Source organism: Sorangium aterium (genome assembly GCF_028368935.1).
GTDB lineage: Bacteria > Myxococcota_A > Polyangia > Polyangiales > Polyangiaceae > Sorangium > Sorangium atrum.
Window position 1 is genome coordinate 1,560,380 of sequence record NZ_JAQNDK010000004.1, and the last position, 20,885, is coordinate 1,581,264.

General features: G+C 74.1%; 12 protein-coding genes. 2 read left to right on the plus strand and 10 right to left on the minus strand.

Translation table 11 applies throughout. The features are described from left to right. Positions 1 to 131: 131 nt before the first annotated feature. From POL72_RS37370 to POL72_RS37400, 7 genes are all read right to left on the minus strand, one after another. On the minus strand, positions 132 to 1,634 hold the full coding sequence (locus POL72_RS37370; RefSeq protein ID WP_272101599.1) for a reverse transcriptase family protein: 1,503 nt from the start codon (positions 1,632 to 1,634) through the stop codon (positions 132 to 134). Positions 1,635 to 2,021: 387 nt separating this feature from the next. After that, complete coding sequence (locus tag POL72_RS37375) at positions 2,022 to 3,908, minus strand: SWIM zinc finger family protein (protein WP_272101600.1); 1,887 nt, start codon at positions 3,906 to 3,908, stop codon at positions 2,022 to 2,024. Beyond that, positions 3,905 to 10,759 carry a HEAT repeat domain-containing protein gene (locus tag POL72_RS37380; protein WP_272101601.1) on the minus strand — a complete coding sequence of 2,285 codons (6,855 nt, stop codon included), beginning with the start codon at positions 10,757 to 10,759 and terminating at the stop codon, positions 3,905 to 3,907. The genes POL72_RS37375 and POL72_RS37380 overlap by 4 nt, the downstream gene beginning before the upstream one ends. Further along, the gene (locus POL72_RS37385) at positions 10,756 to 13,620 is read right to left on the minus strand and encodes a hypothetical protein (protein WP_272101602.1); all 2,865 of its coding nucleotides are present in this window, start codon (positions 13,618 to 13,620) and stop codon (positions 10,756 to 10,758) included. Before POL72_RS37385 ends, POL72_RS37380 begins: the two co-directional genes overlap by 4 nt. 233 nt (positions 13,621 to 13,853) lie before the next feature. Further along, positions 13,854 to 14,756: a WGR domain-containing protein gene (locus POL72_RS37390; RefSeq protein ID WP_272101603.1), complete on the minus strand. Its 903-nt coding sequence runs from the start codon at positions 14,754 to 14,756 to the stop codon at positions 13,854 to 13,856. A 36-nt stretch (positions 14,757 to 14,792) separates the two neighbouring features. Next, on the minus strand, positions 14,793 to 15,089 hold the full coding sequence (locus POL72_RS37395) for a DUF2288 domain-containing protein (protein ID WP_272101604.1): 297 nt from the start codon (positions 15,087 to 15,089) through the stop codon (positions 14,793 to 14,795). Positions 15,090 to 15,214: 125 nt separating this feature from the next. After that, positions 15,215 to 16,216: an alpha/beta hydrolase gene (locus POL72_RS37400; protein WP_272101605.1), complete on the minus strand. Its 1,002-nt coding sequence runs from the start codon at positions 16,214 to 16,216 to the stop codon at positions 15,215 to 15,217. An 861-nt stretch (positions 16,217 to 17,077) separates the two neighbouring features. On the opposite strand from POL72_RS37400, the gene POL72_RS37405 reads away from it, so the two are divergent. Further along, positions 17,078 to 18,055, plus strand: coding sequence for a DNA/RNA non-specific endonuclease (locus POL72_RS37405; RefSeq protein WP_272101806.1), 978 nt, complete (start codon positions 17,078 to 17,080; stop codon positions 18,053 to 18,055). Between the two features lie 11 nt (positions 18,056 to 18,066). Here the strand turns inward: POL72_RS37405 and POL72_RS37410 are convergent, their stop codons facing one another. Continuing rightward, positions 18,067 to 18,477: a nuclease A inhibitor family protein gene (locus POL72_RS37410; RefSeq protein WP_272101606.1), complete on the minus strand. Its 411-nt coding sequence runs from the start codon at positions 18,475 to 18,477 to the stop codon at positions 18,067 to 18,069. Positions 18,478 to 18,688: 211 nt separating this feature from the next. Here POL72_RS37410 and fbaA point away from each other — a divergent pair, with 211 nt between their 5' ends. Further along, the gene (fbaA, locus tag POL72_RS37415) at positions 18,689 to 19,762 is read left to right on the plus strand and encodes a class II fructose-bisphosphate aldolase (RefSeq protein WP_272101607.1); all 1,074 of its coding nucleotides are present in this window, start codon (positions 18,689 to 18,691) and stop codon (positions 19,760 to 19,762) included. A 105-nt stretch (positions 19,763 to 19,867) separates the two neighbouring features. Here fbaA and POL72_RS37420 read toward each other — a convergent pair whose 3' ends face one another. Together POL72_RS37420 and POL72_RS37425 are read right to left on the minus strand one after the other, a co-directional pair. Continuing rightward, complete coding sequence (locus POL72_RS37420) at positions 19,868 to 20,281, minus strand: hypothetical protein (RefSeq protein ID WP_272101608.1); 414 nt, start codon at positions 20,279 to 20,281, stop codon at positions 19,868 to 19,870. A 128-nt stretch (positions 20,282 to 20,409) separates the two neighbouring features. Continuing rightward, a complete protein-coding gene (locus POL72_RS37425; protein WP_272101609.1) occupies positions 20,410 to 20,775 on the minus strand; it encodes a hypothetical protein in 366 nt (121 codons plus the stop codon). Positions 20,776 to 20,885 lie beyond the last annotated feature (110 nt).

Here is a 20,885-nt window from a genome sequence, read left to right on the forward strand (position 1 = left end):
CGGCTACCGGGCAGGGGCCTCGCCGAGCAGGCGGGCAGGCATGTCGGACATGGGCGGGCCTTGCTGCCGGCCGCACGGAGAGGTGGACCACCGAGCGGACGGCTACAGCGCGAGCGACCAGTGCCCTCGCGCTACGTGAGCGCGGGGCGGGCGTCGTGGGGGCCCGCCTCGCCGGCAGGCGCCGGCTGGTTGCGCTCCAGCGCCTCGATGCGCCCGAGGAACGCGCGCCCTTTGACCGGATCCGTCATGTACACGAACGCCGCGAGCCCCTTGAGCTGCGCGAGCGTCTCGCCCTTGCCTGGCCTCCCGAGCTCCCGGTTGCGGATCGCCGCGCGCAGCGCGCGCACCCGCTCGCGCGGGACGCGCGCCGCCGGCGCCGCCTCGTCCGCCTGGTTGACGACGAGGCCTGTCACCTTCTGCCGGCTGCCCTTGCGCATCACGACGGTCTTGCTCGGATGCAGCCGGAAGCCCTCCGAGCTCAGGATCTCCCGGAGCCCGCGGAGCAGCGCGCCCACCGGCGCGCGCGGCCGCGCGGCGCCGGCGAGGGCGGGCGCCTCGGGCGCGCGGAAGGAGAACGTGAGATCGTCGGCATACCGCGTGTAACGAAGCCCCAGCTTGCGCGCGAGGCCGGACGCGCGCCGATCGAGCCGCAGGCAGATCGCGTTCGTGATCGCCGGGGAGGTGGGCGCGCCCTGCGGGAGCACGCGCGGGCCCGTGGCCACATAGAGCGTCTGCCCTCGGAACTGCACGACGTCCCGCGGCGCCTCCGTCGAGAGGAGCGCCACGAGCGTCGCGGGACCCTCGGCCACACCCGCCTTGCGGAGCAGGCCGCGCACGCGCCGCCACGTGATCGTCGGGAAGAAGTCCTTGATATCCACCTTGACGATCGTGTCGGCGCCGGCGTGCGCGGCGGCGTTCGTGACGATGGATCGGCTCGCCAGGAAGCCGTGCGCCGCGGCGTGGACCGGCAGCTTCTCGAACAGGTTGCGGAGCGCCCAGCGCTGCGCGCGCTTGAGATCCCGCTTGGGCGACGAGATGGTGCGCGCGCTGCCGTCGCGCTTCGGGATGTGCCACCGCCGGTAATGGGTGCCCGTGTCGACCTCGCGGTGATACGCGAGCCAGCGGAGCCGCGGGATCGACAGCCCCAGCGCGGTCGCGAGCTCGGCCGCGCCCGGCAGGTCGGGGAGGCCGTGCGCCCGCGCGCGCTCGCTCAGCCCAGGCACGTCGAGCCTGTCCGGCCCGACGCGGTCGCTCCAGTGCACGCCCGCGCCAAGGTGGTTGACGTGCGTGGCGACGTAGGCCTCCCAGGCCAGGCGGCGCAGCGAGCGGCGCTCCCTGGCCTCGACCTTCTTGCGCTCCTTCCACTGCGCGCGCTCCCGGTCGGACATCGCCTTGGGATCGCCGGTCGCGACGGCGCCCTTCGCCGTGAGCTCCGCGCTCACCCACGCGTCGATCCCGCCCGCCTCGTCGATCGCCTTCCAGCGGGCGACGCGCTCCTCGTGGGCGAGCCGGCGCGCTTCCACGCCGCCGGCGGCTTGAAAGCGCGCCGCCGCGCCGCCGGGGGCAGGCGGCGTCGTGATGGGGAGAACGACGGGGGCTCGGGCTTGAACGGTCGCGTCGATCTTCGCGGTCATGTCTCTACGGGAGCGTGGTGGTGAGTCACGATGGGAGCGATTCGGTCCCGAGGACGCCGGACCGTCGATCGCTGTCTCATGTCGCCAAGAGAGGTTCCAAGCGCATCACCTTCATCGCTTGGTGCACGGTAGCCTCACCGGTTCTCCGGCTAGACGAGCCCTACGGCGTCGGGAGAAACGGCGTTTGCGAGGTTGTCTCAGCTCTCCCGACGCCGTAGGGCTCGTCTAGCCGAAGAGAACCAAGAACAGGCTACCTTGCGGAGAGTGACTGGCGGTTCCTCCAGAGCGGCGCGACGCCGCTCCTGCGCTCGAGGCGCGGAGGCTGGTGCGTTCAGAACCTCTCCTGGCAACACGAACAGTCTCTTTTTCTTGCCCTCCTTCCCATTCTCATGCTGACGACGCGTCGGCGTCCACGAACCCAGAGGACGTCAACGCATCCAATCTCTTGAAATACGCGTCGCGCGCTTCGCCGTCCGTGTCAAACCAAATGCGCTGGTGTCGAGGCGCTTCGGCGCGCGCCCCCCACGACAGGTGTACTACGCGCTCGTCCAGGGAGACACGGTAGACGACCTCCGCGCCCGAGGCCTCGCGGCGCACGTACGTGCGCGTCTCCGCGCGGATGAGCGACCGCCCCTCGGCCGTCTGGCGCAAGGCGTCCCGCTCGGCGCGCTCGCGGGCGTAGGCGACGCGGAGCGCGATCATGTGCTCGCACGGACCTTCGCGGAGGCCGCTCCGGCGGAACGTGGGGCAGCTGCACCACGCGTCGGAGACGCGGCCCTCGAGATCCATCGTGAACCGCGGCGCGAAGTCGCGGTGCGCCTCCCGGTCCGCGACCTCCCCGTGGATCTCGGTGCCCTCGCCGGCGATCTCGTGCACCTTGGTCGGCCTCACCGCGCCGGGCGCGCCGAGCAGGCGGTGGGCCGCGGCCTCGCGGGGCGAGCTGTAGCGGATGTCGCGCTCGTCCACCGGATCGGCGAACAGCTCGCGCGGGCGGTAGACGCGGCGCGCGACGTCGTAGAGCACCCGGCCGCGCAGGCACTCGAGCTGGAGCGCCGCGCGGGCGTCCTCGGCGCCTCCGCCGGCCGCGAGCGAGGCGAGCGGGAGCGGCCCCCGCTCGCGGAGGAGGGCGAGCTGCCTGCCCGCGAGCGCGTCGAGCGCCGCGCGCGCCTTGTCGCCGCCTTTCCCCTCGCGAGGCATCAGGGCGTCGAACGAGGCGGCGCTGGCCCAGCTGCTGTCGGTCCAGCCCGTGAGCGCGATCGTCAGCGTCGCGCGGCCCAGATCGAGCACCCAGAAGACAGGCAGCCCGGGGCCTCGGAGCTCGGCGCGCACGCGCTGCACGTGCGGCAGGAGCCGCGACAGCGCGAGCAGCCGCTGCCGGCCGAAGGTCCGGACCACGCGCGGCGGACCCTCGTACGGAGGGCCGTGGCCCTCGATCAAGATCTCCCAGGGCTCCAGGATGAGGCGCGGCGGCTTGCCGGGGACGAGCTCGAAGCGCAGGCCGCGGGGCGGCTTCTTCGCCTTGCGGGTGCGGAGCACGAACAGCGCGTTGTAGAGATCGATCGGCGCGAGCTCGCACGAGACGGCGGGGAGCGTCGCCGCCGACTGCACCTGCAGGAAGCCGCGGAGCCAGGTCGTCGGGACCTCCAGCGAGCGCTCGATCGGCGTGGCGCCCGCCGCGGCGTCTCCGCGCGAAGCGCCCGCGTCGAGCTCCACCTTCGCGTAGGCGCGGAGGCGATCGATCTGCTCGACGATGCGCGGCGAGAGATCGACGAAGGCGGTGCCGTGGGCCGCTTCGCGGCCCTCGAAGAGGTCGCTGGAGAAGGCGAGCCGGGCGTAGGCGCTCTCGTCGCGGGAGAAGACCTCGATCGAGACCTCGTCCGGGTGCACCGTGAGCACGGGATCGAGCGCGCCGGAGACCCTCGGCTTCGCGGCGGCGCCGTCGCCCTGGCCCGCCGCGTCGTCGGGGAAGGCGCCCTCCAGGAACGCCTTCTGGGCCTCCCAGATGGCCGCCGTCGCCTTCTTGCCCTGCTTCATCAGGTAGGCGAGGTACGCGGTCCGATCCCGGCCCTTGTACCGGAGATCGCTCTCCAGGATGGTCGCCAGCGCGGCCATCGCGTCGCGGAAGAGCGCCGCGTCGCGGACGGTGCCGCGCACGCCGACCGGGCCGCGGGCGCCGTCGAGCGAGAGGCGCACGCTCGAGTGGAGCGGGGAGGCGGCGAGCTCGCTCGGCGCGGCGTACCGGAGGAGGATCGGGCGGGCGAGTGCGGCCGTCATGCGTTGACTCCTTCGGGGGTCTCGGGCTCTCTGGAGGAGCGCGCGGACGCGAGCCGCGCCGCGCGAGGATCCGCTGCCTTGCGCTTCGCGCGGCGGTACGCTCGGTACGCGGCCTTGCGGACGGCGACGTCGGCCTTCTCCTTGGCCTTCTCCTTGCCGAACGCGAGCGCGGCCAGCGCCTCGAGCGCGCGCTCGCCGCCGGCGCGGCCGAGCGCCGCGATCGCGTCGAGGCGCGCGGAGGCGTCCCCGCCGCTGCCCTGCGCGAGCGAGATCAGCGGGGCGAGCGCGGCGACGTCGCGGCGCGCGAGCATCGCCGGCAGCGCGAGGCGCCGGCCCGGCTCGGTCGCGGCGAGCGCCGCGAGCGCCTCGGGCGAGGCGACGCGCGCGGTCGGTCCGAAGGCGACCGGGTCGAACGGCTTCACCGCCGCAGCGATCGCGGCCGAGCCGTCCGGCGCGAGCGCGGCGAGCGCGGCGGACGCCGAGGCCCGGACGCCGGCGTCCATGTCCTTGAGGGCCGCCGTGAGCGCCTCCACGGCGCCCGCGGGCGGCGCGGCCCCTGCGGACCTCGCGGCCGACTCGAGCGCGCCGAGGGCGCGCGCGGCCTCGCGGCGGACCTCGCCGGGAGCGCCGTCGTTCGAGAGGAGCGCGCGCAGCGCGGGCGCCATCGCGGTCGCGCCGGCGCGCCCCGCGGCCCAGAGGAGCTCGCGCCACGCCGCGGCCTCGGCGCTGCGCTCGTCGCCGTGCGCGGCCGACCAGCGCTCCGCGGTGCGCTGCGCCGCGGCGGCGAGCGCGCCCGCGAGGGCCCCGCGATCGCCGGCCACGGTGCCGGCGGCGATGAGCCGCGCGGCCTCCTGCCGCGCCGGGGCGCGCTCGTCCTCGAGCATGCGCAGGAGCGCGGCCACCGGCAGCGCGCCGCGGCGGAGCAGGCCCATGGCGAGGCGCTGCCGCAGGTTCCCGTCCTTGAGCGCCGCGAGCCGGGGCAAGAGCTCGGCCGGGTCGGCCTCCGCGGCGAGGTAGCTCGCCGCCGGGCCGGCGATGTCGTCGTGCTGGCTCCCGACCGCGAGGAGCTCGACGCGCGTCCGCTCGCCAGGGAAGAGCTTCTCCAGCGCCTTGCGCGCGTTCTTGCGGACCTCGCTGTTCCGCGCGTCGAGCGCGCGGGCGAGCGCGGGCTCGGCCGCGCCGTCGCCGAGCAGGCCGAGCTCGTTCACCGCGACGACGCGGAGCCTGTCGGGCGTGTCGCCGGCGCGCACCAGCTCTTCGAGAAGCACCCGGACGCGCTCGCCGCCGAGCCAGCGCACGCCCTTCGCCGCCGACTCACGGAGATCGACGGAGTCCGCGTGGAGCGCCTGCTCGACGCGCTCCGAGGCGCGCTTGCGGAGCTCGGCGCTCCCCAGCTTCTGGGCGATGCGGCCGAGCGCCTCCGTGGCGGCGGCCTGCATGCTCGGCTCGATGGGCGCTTCTTTTGTGCCGCCGGCGGCCACCGCCTCGAGCTCCTCCAGCGCGCGGGCGTCGCCGAGCGTGCCGAGCGCGAGCAGCGCGCGCTCGCGCTCCCCGGGCTCGCCCGCGCGCACGACGAGGAGGAGCGGCCGGAGCGCTGACGCGAGGCCCCGCTCGGCCACCCCCTCCGCGGCGGGCAGCACGAGCTCGCGCGCGCCCGCGCGAAGCACGGCCTCGAGCGGCCCGGAGGGCGCGCCCTTGTCCTTGACGCGCTTCGCGTACGACGTCACGGCCGCGACGCGCGTGGGGAGATCGCGATCCGCGAAGAGCGCGACCAGGAGGTCGTTCTGCGCGGGATCGTCGCCGAGATCGAGCTCGCGCGCCGCGGCGAGGCGGAGCGCCGGGTCCTTCGCGCGCGTGGCGGCGGCGAGGAACGCGAGCGCGAGCGCCGTCTCGCGCTTCTCGCGCTCGCGCCCCTTGTCGACGATCTCGAGGCACGCCTTGAGCGCGGCGCTCCGGACCTCGGCCGCCTCGTCGTCGAAGCGCGCCGCGAGCGGGCCGGTGGCCGCGGGGTTCCGCGTGCTCCCGAGCGCGCCCGCCAGCGCGGCGCGGTCCGCCGGCGTGGCGGCCTCATCCATGCGCGCCGCGAGCGCCTGCACCGCCGCGTCGCTCGCGAGCGCGACGAGCGCCTTGCGCGCGCGCGCCGCCGACGCGGTCGCGCTCTCGCGCAGGAACGCCGAGAGCACGTCGACCGCACGATCGTCGCGGCTGCGGGCGAGGAGCTCCGCAGCGCGCAGGCGCAGGTCGTCGTGATCGCTCTCCATCGCGCGGCACAGGGCGGGCACGATGCGAGGATCGCTCGACGACGCGAGGCGCTCGAGCACGCCGAGGCGCAGGTCGGCGTGCTCGCTGCCGAGCGCCGCGAGGAGCGGATCGAGGCTGCCCTTCGGCGAGAGCCGCTCCAGGAGCTCGAAGGCGTAGCGGCGCACGTCGGGCAGCGCGGAGCTCAGCGCGCGCACGATCTCGGGGCGGGCGTCGCCGCCCCGCGCGGCGATCTCGTCGAGCGCGGTCCGCGCCACGTCGGCCGACGCCGACGCCAGCCCGAGCGCGAGCGGCTCGCCCGCCCCCGCAGGGAAGAGCGCCTTGAGCCCGGCGAACGCCGCCTTGCGCACGAGGTGGTGCGGGTCGTCGAGCGCCCGGACGAGCGGCGGGACCGCCGCCGTGCTGCTGACGTGCCCCTTGGCGCAGACGTCGACGATGCGGTCGATGGCGTCGCGGCGCGTGCGGTGCGCCTCGTCGTCGCCCGCCGAGACCTGCCGGAGGAGGCCCATGTACGCGCCGAACGCGAGCCAGCGCAGCCGCCGCTGCTCGCCCTCCGGGACCGCGTCGCCGGCCGGCTTGTCGCCCTGCTTCTGGCCGCTCTGCCCGGTCGGCTCGGGCTGCGCGAAGAGGCGGCGGAGCCACCCCTTCGCGGGCTTCGTGTCGCTCTCCTCCGCGGCGCGCGGGGTCGTGTCCGCCACGACGTGGGCGCCCGCGGGGCGCAGCGCGGCCACGCGCTTCGCCTCGCGGAAGTAGTCGACCGGCTTGCGCCGGATGCGGAGCACCTGCGCGGCTGCGTAGCGCTGCTGCGGGTCGTCGCTGGCGAGCGCCTCGGCGAGGCCGACGAGGATGCGCCCGCGCGCGACCTCGGGCGGCCAGTCCTTCATGCCGGCGGGCTTCTCTCCGTCGGCCGCGCGGCCCTGCTCCGCCGCGTCGGGGCGCGGGGGCATCAGCGCCTCGATGAGGTGGGCGAGGTACGCCTCCGGATCGGTGCGGAGCTCCAGCGCGCGCGCCGCGGCGAAGCGCACGTCGGAGCGCTGCGACGAGAGCGCGCTCGTCAGGAGGTCCGGCGGGTCGCCGCGGCGGAACGCCCTGAGGTCGCGCGCGAGCACGATCGCGAAGACGATCTCCTGGACCTCGCGCGAGCTGTCCTCGAGGCCCTGCAGCATGCCGCCGTAGCCCTCGGGCCCGAGCGCCGCGAACGACATGATCGTCGCGACGCGGATGGGCGGGTGATCGTGGCGCAGCGTGCCCGTGAGCACCGGCAGCGCCCGCACGTCGCCGAGCCGCGCGAGCCCGTCGGCGGCCCACGACCGCACCGCGACGTCGGCGTGGCCCATGGCGTCGAGCAGGTAGCCCTCCTCGCCGCGGCGGGCGGCCATCGCGAGCCCGCGCGCGGCCTGCTCGCGCACGTCGGGGTACTCGTCCTTGAGGAGCTCGGTGGCGAAGTACTTGACGAGGCGCGGCGAGCCGAGCGTCGCCAGCGCGGTCGCGGCGCGGGCGCGCAGCGGGCCGAGGACCTGGATCGGCAGCTGCTTGAAGAGGGATTGATCGGCGAGGAGCGCCCGCATCGGGTTGAGCAGCTGCTCGTCGCGCCGGACGGCGCAGAGCTCGGCCGCGCGCACCCGGAGGTCGAGGTGGCTCGACTGGAGGCCGACGTGGAGCGGCCCCGCCTCGCCTGGCAGCAGCTTGTCGAGCGCCTCGATCGCCGCGATGCGCGGCCCCGCGTGCTCGTCCTCGAGCAGCTTGCTCAGGGCGCTGCGCGCGGCCTCGCCCACCGGCACGCGCGTGGCGAGCAGCCGGAGCAGGGCGTTGCGCGCGTCGTCGCCCGCCGGCATGTGCGCGGCCCCGCGCGCGCCGCTCTCCCGGACCGAGGGGTGGATCGACGCCATGGCGGCGAGGTGCGGCTCCGCGGCCTCCTTGCCGCGCAGCTTGACGACCGCGTCGTACGCGGCCTGGGCCACGCTCGCGTCGCGGTCGCCGATGGCCGCGTGCAGCCGCTCCGCGGCCCACGGCTGCTCGCCGTGCGCCTTGAGCTCCTCGACGGCGCGCAGGCGCAGGTCGGGGAAGCGCGCGAGCTGCGCGCGGTCGAGCGCCGTCTGCGGATCCGAGGTGTGCCACGACCAGAGCGTCCGGAACGCCTCGCGGCGGACCTTGGGCGACTCGTCCTCGATCGCGTCGGCGAGCAGCGCCTCGGCCTCGGGCGGCCTCGGCCCCTTGCCCTCGCCGGCGAGCGCCACGAGCCGGTCGAGCCCGCGGACGCGGATGTCCTCCTGCGACGAGCGCAGCGACGCCTCGGCCACGACGAGCGGGGCCGACGACTCCAGCCGCGCGTAGGCGTCGAGCGCCGCGGCGCGCACCGCGCCGTCCGCGTCGTCGAGCATCCAGATGAGCCGCTTCTCGGCGCGGGTGTCCCGGAGCTCGGCAAGCGCGGTCGCCGCCTGCCTTCGCAGCGACGGGTCCTGCTCGCGCGTGAGCTGCAGCAGCGCGCCGAGGGCGCGCGTGTCGCCGAGCTGCGCGAGGCCGCGCGCGCCCCGCACCGCCGTGTCCGGCGTGCGGCAGGCCATCGCGGTGAGCAGCGGCTCGAGGTCGGCCTCGGCGGGCTCGGCCCCCGGGCTCCCCACGCCGGGGATCCGGGCGCGCGCCGCCTTGATGGCCGCCTCGTCCGCGGCCTTCGCGCCGTCCTTCGCCCCATCCTTCGCGTTCGCCGCGGGCTTCTCCGCGCCGCCCGCGCCGGCGCGCCGCAGGACCTCGGCCGCGCGCCGCGCGATGTCGATCGCCGCGCGGCCTAGATCCTCGTCGCGCGCCTCGAGCGCGTGGGCGAGCGCCCGACGCTCGATCACCTTCGCCGCGAACGCGATGCGGCGCACCTCGGCGTCCTCGTCGTCGAGCGCGCGCGCCGCGATCGGCGCGAACTCCGGCGCCGAGAGCCAGCCGGCGAGCGCGGCCCGGATGAGCGCCTCGACCCGGAGGTCGGCCGGGCCGCGCTCGAAGGCGGCGCGGAGCGGCTGCGGGCCGTCCGGGTGGATCTTCTGGAGCTGGTCGAGCGCCGTGAGCCGCACCGACGCGTCGCGGCCAGCGAGCTTCTCGGCGATGAGCCCCGGGATGAGCGGCGAGCTGCCGTAGAGCCTCCCGAGCTCGAGGAGCGCCCGGCGCTGGACGTCCGCGGCGCGGGCGCCGAGCGCTGCCCGGAGCGGGGCGAGCGGCGTGTCGCGCTCGATCGCGCGGAGCGCCTCGAGCGCGGCCATGCGGACGTTCGGGCTCTCGTCGTCGAGCGCCTCGCGCAGCTTCGCGCGCGCGCCGCGGCGCCCTCTCTCCCCGAGCTCGCGGGCGGCGAGCGCGCGCACCTCGGCATCGCGGTCCGACCGGAGCACGGGGAGCGCGGCCTCGAGCGCCTCGGGCTCGTCGAGCGAGGCGAGCGTCTTGACGGCGCTCTCGCGGGCCGGTCGCGCGCCCGAGAGCGCCTGGGCGAGGACATCGAAGCCGTGCGCGAGCTCTGCGGTGCCGTCCGCGGGCACGCCGGCGGCGTCGATCGGGAAGCGCCATACCGTGCGCCGGTCCCCTGCGGCGAAGACGGCGCCGAGCCCGTCCTTCGCGTCCGCCCCGCCGCGGGCGGCCTGCCCGCGCGCGCCTTTGCGCGCGGCGGCCGGCGCGAGCGCGAGCGCGTGCAGCGGCAGCGCGCTCGTCTCCAGCGTGCGCGGCTTGCGCTTGTCCTCGAGCCGGTGGATGCGGATCGCGCCGTCCGCGCCTGCGGACAGCAGGCGGTCGCCGCTCTCCTTGCCGTCTTCCTGCGGCGGCGGGGTGGGCAGGCACAGGAGCGCGCGGACGCCGCCCGCGTGGCCGCTCCCGTCCGCGCCGCGCACCTCGCACTCGACGTCGCCGACGAGGTACCAGAGGCGCACGGTGCCGTCGTCGCCGCCCGAGGCCAGCCGCCCGTCGCGCGGCGTGAACGCGAGCGCCGTGACCGGTCCGTCGTGGCCGGGCATGTTGCGGACGGCGCCCGTCGACAGCGTGACCACGCGGACGACGCCGTCGTCGCCTGCCGCGGCGCAGAGCTCCCCGGCAGGATCGAAGGCGACGGCGCGGAGCGGCGCCGCCGAGAGCGCGAACGACGAGATCTCGACCGCGGCGCCGGGCTGCGGGGCAGGGGATCCGGCGCCCTCGCCGACACGGAACACCCGCAGCGCGCCGTCGACCCCCACGGTCGCGAGGCGCGCGCCGGCGTTGAGCGACACGCCCGCGGCGATCGCCGTGGCGCCGCCCGGGTGCGCGTCGATCGCCCGCCCGTCGGCCCCGCCGCCCGCGAGGAGGCGCAGCGCGCCGTCGGAGCACGCCGCCGCGAGCAGGTCGCCCGCGAACGCGAGGCCCAGCACGTGCGCGGGCACGTCGATCGAGCGAACCGGCTTGTTCGCCACGTGATCGAACAGCGTCACCTGGCTCGCGCCGGCGGGGGATCGCGTGGTCTGCGTCTCGCGCGTCTCGCGCGTCCCGCCCGCATCGCTCGGCGCCGGCGCGCGCACGCCGCCGACCGCGAGGAGCCGCGGGCCGATCGCGAGCGCGCGGACCTTCTCGTAATGGCCGATCGCGTGGCTCATGCGCTCTCCTGTCCGACGCTGGGGAGCGCCCGGCCATCGCCGGCCGCTTGTCCGACGCTCGGGGGCGCCCGGCCATCGCCGACCGCTTCGAGGCCTTCGATCTCGAGCCCCGGGTGCGCGTGCTTGAGCCGCAGGAGCGCCGCCAGGCAGGCCTGCCACTCGCCCTTCGCGATCGACCCGGTGAACTCGGCGATGACGGGGGCGACGAGCGCAGCGAACGCCGCGTCCTCGACCGCGAGATCGCGCACGACCTCGATCACGTGCCGCTTGGCCTCGCTCGCCGAGAGGCGCCTGCGCGAGCCCGCGTCGTCACCCGGCTCCGGCGACCTCCCTGCGGGGATCCCGGACAGCACGTACCGCAGGAAGCGCCGGAGCGCCTCGACGTCCGCGAACCGCCCCGCGTCCTCGGGCAGCTCCGCCGCGGGGCGGGCGTCGTCTCCCCGCGCCCCGCGCGGCCGCCAGCCCGGCGGCAGATCGCGCGGCCGGTGCTTCTCCCAGAGCATCCGCACGGCGAAGAGGCGCACCTCGCGGTCGGCGCTCTGCATCAGCCAGCCGAGGCGCTCGGGGCCGCCGAGCCGCGCATAGTGCTTCAGGATGAGCGAGAGGCCGAGCTCGCGCGCGCTCTTCTTCAGGCTCTCCGTGAGCGCGAAGACCTGCGCCGGATCGAGCTCCTCCGGCGTGAGCGCGATCGCCGGATCGGCCGACGGATCGCCGACCTTGCGGAGCGCGTCGAAGGCGATGTTGCGCACCTCCTTCGCGTCGCTGTGCGCGAGCTCGTAGACGCGGGTCTGGTAGCCCCACGCCCGGAGCTCGGCGCGCGTGATGAGCGCGGCGAAGCGCCGGACGTCGTCCCGCTTGTCGGAGAGCGCGGGCCAGATCCGCTCGGCGGTGAACGCGCCTCGCTTGAGCGCCGGCTTCAGCTCGAGCTCCTTGGCCTCGCTCTGCTCGGGCCCGAGGACGGGGTGGTGGCAGCGCAGGTACGTCTGCGCGAACGCGCGCATCGGCTCGGGCTCCTTCTCGCCGAGCGCGAGCGCGAACAGCCTCGCGGTGCCCGCCTCGCGGTCGCCGCGGCCGCTCGCGTCCTGCCCCGCGTCGAAGTCCTGCGGCTTCATGTGCGACAGGAGGTAGCGGCGCGCGAAGCCGTTCAGCGTCGGATCGGCGCGCCGCGCGAGCGCGAGCAGCCAGGGCAGCGTGAGCTGCCGCGGCGACACGATCTTCGGGTTGCCGAGCACCTCCAGCGCGACCGCGCGCGTCTCGGCGCTGAAGACGAGCCCCTTCAGGCGCTCGACGCCCTCGGCGGTCAGATCGGGCAGCGCGTCGGCCTTCTGGAGCCAGGTCGCGACCGTGGACCCGATGCGCTTGCGCGTGAGCGAGCCGAGCAGCCACGGCGTCCCGATCGCCGCGATCGGGTACTTGCCGAGCGCGTCGAGCGCGGACCTCGTCGCCTGGTAGTCGTCCTCGTGGCGCGGGTCGTCGAGCACGCGCACCCAGAAGCCCGCCCCGGGCTCGCCCGGCCGGTACTTGGCCTTGAAGTACGCGGCGGCCCACTTCTTCTGCTCGGACTCGCCGTAGAGCATGTCGACGAGGAAGCCCTCGGGCAGCTCGGCGCGGTCGAAGCTCTCGCTCAGCGCCTTGCCGGCCCACGCCTCGGTCTCGCTGTGCGTGAGCAGCCGCCCCAGGAACGCGTGGCCGAGCGCGCGCGGGCTCTTGCCCTGCAGCGCCGACGCCGCGAAGGCGCGCGTGTCCTTGTGCTCGGAGTCGAGCAGCGCGGCGAGGCGCTCCGGGTCGAGGTCCGTCGCGTGCGCGCGGGCGTACTCGATCGCGAACGTGCGCGCCTTCGCGCTCGGGGAGGCGAGCAGCGCGAGCGCCGCGTCGTGCAGCCCGAGGCCCCGCAGCTTGCTCTGGTGGAGCTCCGGCGAGCCGAGCAGCGTCTCGATCAGGAACTCGTGCGCGCTCGCCAGCGGCCGGTACGCGAGGCGGGCCAGCCACGCGGGCGTGACGCTCCGCAGGGTGTCGGCGAAGTCCTTCTTGAGCCCCTGGATCGCGAACTTGGCCGGCGGATCGGACTGGCAGGTCGAGAGCAGGAGCATCAGCGGATCGGGCGATCGCTTCCACGCCTCGTCGAAGGCGCGGTGCTTCACCATGTCGTTCGGCGGGACGTTGCCGTGGAACGAGCGCCCGTCGTACTTGCCCGTGCCGTGCGCCCAGACGTGGTTCGCGACCCAGAGGTCGCCGAAGCTCGTGCCCGGCGCGTAGTGGCGGAGGACCTCGACCGCGAACTGCGGGTAGAGCTCCGGCGTGCTCCGGCCGAGCTCGCGCAGGAAGCGCCACGCGCGGCGGCGCATGTAGATCAACGTCCCCTTGGAGACCTCGCGCCGCCGGGTGCGGGAGAGCTCGACGTCGAAGCGGAAGGCGAGCGCGCCGAAGAGCTCCGCGTCGAGCCGCGCCTCGGCCAGCTTGTAGATGCGCTTGAGCCCGCCCCACGCGCCGAAGACCAGCGGCGCGCTCGTGGCGATGTCGCGCAGCGCGCCGCGCCCTGCGTCCGTGCCCTCCTCGTAGATGCGCACGAGCAGGTCCGCGAGCTCGAGCCGCGGCGGCGGCGCGGCGTCGACCTGGGCGAGGAAGCGCTTCCATGCGTCGGTCGACTGCTCTCGCCGCTGCTCGGGGGAGCGCATGCCCTGCGCGCGCGAGAGCGCCTGCAGGAACGCCGTGAAGGTGAGCGCCCCCTCGCGCGGCGGCGCGTCCGGTTTGGGATCCGGCTGCCCGAGGTACGCCTCGACGACCTCGGCCAGGGTGGGCGAGCCGCTCGTGGCGAGCTGCTTGACGTTCGCGATGTCGATCGGGTTCGGTGAGCTCGTCAAGGCGCCCTCCCCTTGCGGGATGGCCTGGGAGAATCGCGAGCCCCGTGGTGCAGGTCAAGCCAGAGTCGATCTGACGTTGACGGAAGCGTCATCGCCTCCGCGTGGTGTGCGCTTGTGGGTGGGGCGTGTTCGCGGATGCCGGGGTGCCCCGCGGGGCCCGGAGCCGTCCGGCGCATCGCCTCGAGGCGCGCGCCGGGCGCGCAGCTCACGCTGTGCAGCTCAGGCCGCGCAGCTCACGCCGCGCGCATCCGCGCGACCCGCTCCTCGACGTGCGGGTCGCCGCCCGCGTCGATGCCGGCGAGGAGCTCCTTCAGCGAGCGCCCGCGGTGGGCGAGGTGCGCCTCGAGGTGCGGCGAGAGCGCCTTCCAGCGCCGCGCCCACCCCGCCTCGGCGCTCATCGCGCCGTGGTGCGGCCGATCGACGAGCAGGGCGCCGAGCCGGAGGCCGAGCTCGGGATCGTCGAGCTCCTCGAGCTGCCGCTTCAGGAGGGTGAGCGCTCCGGCGGCCGGCGAGGTCGCTGGCGGGGCCTTCCAGGTGTCGCGCACCGCGCGCGCGAACGCCGCTGCGTCGAGCTCCGAGAGCAGCTCGATCGCGCGCACGAGCGGCAGGCGATCGCGCGCGCTCGGCGCGACCACGCGGGCCAGGAGCGCGTCCAGCGCGGCGGACAGCGCCCCGTCGGTCGCGGGATCGAGCCCGCCGAGCGACTCGAGCGCGCGGCGGGCGCGTCGGACGGCGCGCCCGAGCACCCAGCTCCGCCGGCCGCGCGCGGCCGAGACCGCGGCGAGCGCGTGGATGGCGGCCTTGCGCCGCGCCTCGGTGGCCTCGCCGGGCTGGACGCGCGGCGGCAGATCGAGCTTCGGCGGCGGCGGGGGCGCGGCCGCTCCGGCGGTGGCAGCGGGGGCGCCGCCGGCGGGCGCGCCGCCCCCGGCGGCGGCCACTTCCTGGTAGCCCTCCCTGAGCTTCTCCGCGACCTTCTTGTCGCACTCGCGCTGCGCGGCCTCCGCCGTGGGGAACGCCTTCTCCTTGCGTTGCCCGGCGGTCCCCAGCCGCCCGTAGACGACGATGAACGTCGTGTCGTCCACGTCGGCCATCCAGAACTTGGCGCTCGTCCCCTGCACGAACTCGAACCGGCGCATGCGGGCGACGATATCACGCCGCGCCGGCGGCGCGCCTCACGACGGCAGCGGCGAGGCCGGCTGGCGGACCAGCACGAACGGCGCGACAACGAGCGACAGGAAGCGCAGATCGTGCTGCTGCGGCCAGCGCACCAGATCGGCGGCCGTCGGCTTGGTCAGCTTGCCTGCCGCGATCCAGGCCTCCACCGCGGCCGTGTCGTTCGCGGCCATGGCCTCGCCGACGTCCAGGAGATCGAGATCGGCGGCGACGACGATGACCGCATCGCGCACTGTGTGGGCGCGGAGATCGGTCCAGAAGACCTCCCCGAGCGTCTTGGCGAGCTGTTCGCGCATGGGGGCAGCATAGATCCCGGGCAGCGGCCGCCAAGCCGGCGATCCGCTGCCCGGGCGACGGCGGGCGGCGGCTGCCGGCCGTGGCGCTCCGGGCAGGCGGCTTGGCCGGAGGCTCCGATCGAGCCCTACCAGCCCATGTTATGGTGAACCCAGCAGTCGATCTGCTCCCAGCCGACCCGCGCCTTGCGATGGCCGTTCAGGATATGGCCCGTGTCGGGGACGATCGCGGTCGTGACGAACTCGGCGCTGGCATAGAGCGCCGCGTCGGAGTCCACGTACGACGCCGGCTGCAGCGCGTCCGTCTCCCCGAACTGGATCAGCACCGGGCTCGTCACCTCGTCGATGCCGGCGAGCGTCGGGTCCTCGGAGACGGCGAGGAGGCTCAGGAACTGCCCGCGCGTGAACGTGTCGGCGATGGTGGTGTTGTCGAAATCGATGAGCGCCGGGTTCGCGTTCGTGGTGTCGTAGAAGATGGCGGTGCGCATCTCCGGTGGGATCGCGATATAGGGCGTCTGCAGCAGCGCGGAGATCGCCTCCGACGGGACCGGGATCGGGTGCGGCGTGAAGGCCAGGCCGGTGTTCACGAGGACGTCCGCGTCATTGTAGGTGCTCTGAACGAACGTGTTGATGATGGCGCCGTTCGAGTGACCGACGAGCGCGACGCGCGTGAAAGGCGTTTTGTAGACGCCGCCCGGCGTGCGCATCTCGGTGATGATCTGATGGACGCTGTCGGCGGTCTCGGCCAGGTCGACGAAGTCGCCGTCGGGCCGGCTGCTCTCTCCGGCCCCGAGCATGTCGAGCGCCAGGACGGCGTATCCCTCCTTCGCCATGTGCTGGGCATAGGAGTAATCGTGTCCGCCGAACGACGGGAGATCCCAGTACTCGTGCGTGTAGGTCAGGCCGTGGACGAGCACCTGGAGGGGGCGGTACTTGGCGTGACCCTGATAGTAGAGGTAGCCGACGACGTCGTAGGTGTTGCCGTCGGAGAGGGTCACCGGGAACACGAGGCGCTCCACCTTGGTGGGCTGCCTCGACGACGACGCCTCGGCATTGCCCGAAGAGAGCCCGGCGACCGCGAGCGCCGCCGAGAAGAGTGCCGTGCTGAGTGCGCGATAGTACAAGTTCATGAATTGACCCTCATGGTTGCGGCAGGTGATTGGAGGTGAGGCAACGTCTATCGCGGTGCGATATCCCGTGGTCTCTCAGCTCCAGCGCCGCCACGCCGTGTTCGCAAACATTGGACCAGAAAGCACCTCTGTCAACAGGATAGCGCACGATCTCCGCCCGCGCCGCCGCTCGGCAGCATTTCGGAGCGTTGTTGGTCTCCAGCGCGACGCCCGCGGGCTCGCCGGAGCCTCGCGGTCCGTCGTGAGGAGTGGACGCTGCACGGGTCTTTGCGTGATACCGCAATGATTTGCACGGGTGGGTGGGTGACGCCGGCTGCCGGTGCCGGCACATGTGCCAGGGAATGCCTCATCATGATGGCTTCTGTGCTGGCGAACAAATCTCCCCAGGCTTTACGGCTCCTGCCGGACGTCATGGCCAGAAGACGCCATCGCGGTACGGACATCGTTTGATGAAATGGTGTGCGATTTTTATGGCTCCGCTGCATTGTGCTCACGGGTCCACGGGTGATGGATCCCCCGCGGACGATTCCCGGCGATCCTCGGCCCTCGGCGCGGCGCGGGCGCGCAGCCGCGGCGCTCCTGGTGAGCGCTGCCCGCGGGGCTGTGACGTCAATGCCGCTCAGAAGGTCGCTTCGGCGCCGATGCTCGGTACGGTATGATGATGGGTCCGAGCGTCTCCGGCTCGCATCCGCGCAGGAGCGAGCGCTCGTCAAGCAAAACCTACCGGCGCGACTGGCGGGCCGAGCGCCACGCGCCTCGCCGAGGTCGCGCTGGACGCCCGCGCCGTCCCTGCCGTAGATAGCTGGCAGCGCTGACGTGGGCTCGAACAGGAAGCGACAACAGAAGTCCTCGGGGTTGCGCGTGCTCGTCGCGCTCCTCGTGACCGGGCTCAGCGCGGTGGGGGTCAAGTGTGGCCTCGAGCGCGGGCTCGACGGGCTCGGCCTCGACCTCGGCGGCGGCCGCACCTCCAGGCCGTCGCCGACGCCCGGCCGATCCGGCAGCGCCTCGCCGCCGAAGGCCGCTCCGCCGAAGGGCTCCCCGCCGAAGGACGCGCCGTCCTCGCGCCCGCCCGCGCCGAGCCCCCACCTCGAGCTCGGCGTCCCGGCCCGCACGGGAGCGCGCGCCGCGCGGACCGACGCGTCCGACGATCACCTGATGATCAAGCCCCAGTACGCCCTCTCCTACAACCGCTCCAGGAACGTGGCGAACTGGGTCAGCTGGAGGCTCGACGCCGCCTCGTTCGGGGACGCGCCCCGCCATCGGGGCAAGTTCCTGGCCGACGCCGCGCTGCCGGACGGCTGGTACCGCGTGCAGCACGACGACTACACAGGCTCCGGCTTCGATCGAGGCCACATGGTCCGCTCCGAGGAGCGGACGCGGACCCCCGACGACAACAAGGCGACGTTCCTCCTCACGAACATCCTGCCGCAGCGGCACGAGCTCAACGCCGGTCCGTGGCTGAGGCTCGAGGAGGCGTGCCAGGAGCTCGCGCAGAAGGAGCGGCGGGTGCTGTTCCTGATCGCCGGCGGCCTCTTCGACGAGCGCGAGCGCCCGGCGGCCACCATCGGCAAGGACGTCGCCGTGCCCGACGCGTTCTTCAAGGTCGCCGTGGTCCTCGAGCCGGGGCAGGGGCCCGACGACATCGGCCCGGCGACGCGGGTCATCGCGGTGGTGATGCCGAACGAGGCGGGCATCCTCGATCAGGGCTGGGGGCAGTACCGGACGACGGTGGACGAGATCGAGCGGCGCGCGGGCTACGACCTCATGACCGCCCTCCCCGAGGCCGTGCAGCGGACGCTGGAGGCGCGCGTCGACGACGGGCCCGCCGGCGCCCGCTGAGCGGCGCGCGCTCAGGTCTCGACGACCTTCGTCACGAGGCCGAGCCACGCGCCCGACGGATGGCGGCCGACGACGTAGACGTCGATCGCGACGCGCCCGACGCGGTAGACCCGAACGTCGGTGAGGTGGCGCTCGAGCAGGTCCATGAGCCGCCGGTATCGCCCCGCCTCGGCCAGCGCCGCGTCGCCGGCGTCCCCCGGCAGGTCGATCACCGGTGCGAAGAGGTCGCCCGCCGTCGTGACCTCGACCGGCGTCGCCGCGCCGAGGCCCTCGGCCGCGAGCAGCGCGGCCGGCGAGGACGCGTCGCCGCGCGACCGGAACGGGCGCAGCTCGTGATCGGACTCGCTGGGGAACAGCAGGCCCTGCGCGGCCTCCGCGAGGGATGCGAGGAGCTCTTCGGGCGAGATGGATGAGGCCTGCATGTGGATCTCCGGGCGGCTGCTCGGCGAGCGCGGGCTCGCCGTGGGGTGATCATTCCACCGAGAAGCCAGCGGAGAATCCGCTTGCTCCCTGGGCTTTGGCGATGGTACCGGGACCGCGCCCGCCCTGCGGATCCGATCCACCCTTCCGCTTTCCTTCGCCGCGTTGCATGCTCGGGCGAGACCCGAGCAAGGAACAAGGATTCAAGGTGCCATGTCCAAGATGAAGCTCAAGCCCGGCGTGATCACTGGCTCCGCTCTTCAGGAGCTGTTCGAGTACATGAAGAGCGTCGAGTGTGCGCTGCCGGCCGTGAACGTGATCGGCTCGCACAGCACGACCGCCGCGCTCCAGGCGGCTCGAGAGGCCAAGTGCCCCATCATCATCCAGTTCTCGAACGGCGGCGCCCACTTCTTCGGCGGCAAGTTCCTGGACAACAAGGGTGAGAAGGCCGCCATCGCGGGCGCCGTCGCGGGCGCGCACTACGTGCGGAACCTGGCCGAGGCCTACGGCGTGCCGGTCATCCTGCACACCGATCACGCCGCGAAGAAGCTCCTGCCGTGGATCGACGGCCTGCTGGAGCACGGCAAGAAGTTCTTCGAGAAGAACGGAGAGCCCCTGTTCTCCTCTCACATGCTCGATCTGTCCGAGGAGCCGCTCCACGAGAACCTCGAGATCTGCCAGAAGTACCTGCGGCAGATGGCGGCGCTCAACATGACGCTCGAGATCGAGCTCGGCGTCACGGGCGGCGAGGAGGACGGCGTCGACAACAGCGGCATCGACAACTCGAAGCTGTACACCCAGCCCGCGGAGGTGCTCGCCGCGTACGACGCGCTGAAGCCGATCGGCAATTTCACGGTCGCCGCGTCGTTCGGCAACACGCACGGCGTCTACAAGCCGGGCAACGTGCAGCTCCGGCCGCCCATCCTGAAGAACTCCCAGGACGCGATCCAGAAGGAGCGCAAGACGGGCGCGAAGCCGGTCGACTTCGTGTTCCACGGCGGCTCCGGCTCGTCGCGCGAGGAGATCCGCGAGGCGGTGTCCTACGGCGTCATCAAGATGAACATCGACACGGACACGCAGTGGGCCTTCACGCAGCCCATCAAGAAGTACATGGACGACAAGGGCGCCTACCTGAAGTCGCAGCTCGGCAACCCCGAGGGTGAGGACAAGCCCAACAAGAAGTACATCGACCCGCGCGGCTGGCTCCACCTCGGCGAGAAGGGCGTGGCGGCGCGCCTCGTCGATGCGTGCAAGGACCTGAACTCGTTCGACAAGTTCGAGTTCTGATCCGCGGCGAAAGCGAAGGCCCCGCTCGCGCGGGGCCGGAGCGACGCCTGTCGAACCTCGCCGCCGCGACACCGCGGCGCGCCGATCAACCCACGGGCTGGCTGCTCACGAGGGCGACGGGTGCGCCGCGCTCAGCGAGTGGGCCGGCGCCGCCACAGCAGGGCGGCGGCGAGGCAGCCGGGAGAGCGGCAGGCCGAAGAGGCCGAGCACGGTGAGCTCGATCCCGAGCACGGGCAGGAACGTGGGTCCCGAGAGCCCCGCGGCGAGGAGCTGGACGAGGGCGAGCGGCGCCGCCACCGCCAGGAGCGCTGTCGGGTAGGCGACGCCGTGCAGCAGTGCGAGCAGCACGCCGACGATCCCCACCGTGAGGCCGCCGTCGACGCTGGGGGTCATGTCCAGCGCGCCCGGCGCGCGCAGCGCGGCGCGGATCCACAGCAGGGAGCCAGTCCCCAGGAGGACCAGCGCGATCGGCAGATTGGCCGAGGAGCGGGTCGTCATCTTCGGTATCTGGAAAGCCATGGTTCCGGCCATGACAGCACGCGTTGTGCCATTGCGGCTCCCGGGCGGCGGCGGGCCGGCCGTCGCGCTGCGCGATGCAGGGAGTGCGGGGCGGCGCACACCTTGCGCGCCACGATCCGTCGGTCGCGTCAGGGCGAGGGCGGGCCGGGCTCCTCGCCGGCGCCGGGCTCGCCCGCGTCAGGGCGCTCGTGCGTTCGCGGCGGGCGCGCTGGCTCGACGGGCGCGAGCCGGATGCCCAGGTTCATGAGCTTCACACAGTCCTGCTCGCACGTGGGCCGCCCGCCGGGGAGAAGCGAGCAGTGTGCGACCTCGACGGGCTCCTCGGAGCGGCCGTCGACGACAAGCCGACACCGCACGGGAGCCCCGGTCCGTGGACAGACCAGGGTGGCCTCCGAGGTGTGGTAATGCCGCCGGGCAAGCAGGCTTCTCGCCCCGACGATCAACACCACGACGCCGCCCGCAGCCACCAGCAGCACGACGAGCCAGTCTGCCATCGCGACCCCCTGTGAAGAGCGCTGCGGCGTCCACCGCAGCACAGACGACGCAGCAAGGGGTGCGCCAGGCGCTGCGCCGAGGCGTGGGCCCAGCCGGCGCGGCAGGGCCC

Excerpts from the sequence above, each read along its gene's own strand:
- POL72_RS37370 (WP_272101599.1), bottom strand. The coding sequence starts at position 1,634 with ATGACCGCGAAGATCGACGCGACCGTTCAAGCCCGAGCCCCCGTCGTT.
- POL72_RS37375 (WP_272101600.1), bottom strand. The coding sequence starts at position 3,908 with ATGACGGCCGCACTCGCCCGCCCGATCCTCCTCCGGTACGCCGCGCCG.
- POL72_RS37380 (WP_272101601.1), bottom strand. The coding sequence starts at position 10,759 with ATGAGCCACGCGATCGGCCATTACGAGAAGGTCCGCGCGCTCGCGATC.
- POL72_RS37390 (WP_272101603.1), bottom strand. The coding sequence starts at position 14,756 with ATGCGCCGGTTCGAGTTCGTGCAGGGGACGAGCGCCAAGTTCTGGATG.
- POL72_RS37395 (WP_272101604.1), bottom strand. The coding sequence starts at position 15,089 with ATGCGCGAACAGCTCGCCAAGACGCTCGGGGAGGTCTTCTGGACCGAT.
- POL72_RS37400 (WP_272101605.1), bottom strand. The coding sequence starts at position 16,216 with ATGAACTTGTACTATCGCGCACTCAGCACGGCACTCTTCTCGGCGGCG.
- POL72_RS37410 (WP_272101606.1), bottom strand. The coding sequence starts at position 18,477 with ATGCAGGCCTCATCCATCTCGCCCGAAGAGCTCCTCGCATCCCTCGCG.
- fbaA (WP_272101607.1), top strand. The coding sequence starts at position 18,689 with ATGTCCAAGATGAAGCTCAAGCCCGGCGTGATCACTGGCTCCGCTCTT.
- POL72_RS37420 (WP_272101608.1), bottom strand. The coding sequence starts at position 20,281 with ATGGCTTTCCAGATACCGAAGATGACGACCCGCTCCTCGGCCAATCTG.
- POL72_RS37425 (WP_272101609.1), bottom strand. The coding sequence starts at position 20,775 with ATGGCAGACTGGCTCGTCGTGCTGCTGGTGGCTGCGGGCGGCGTCGTG.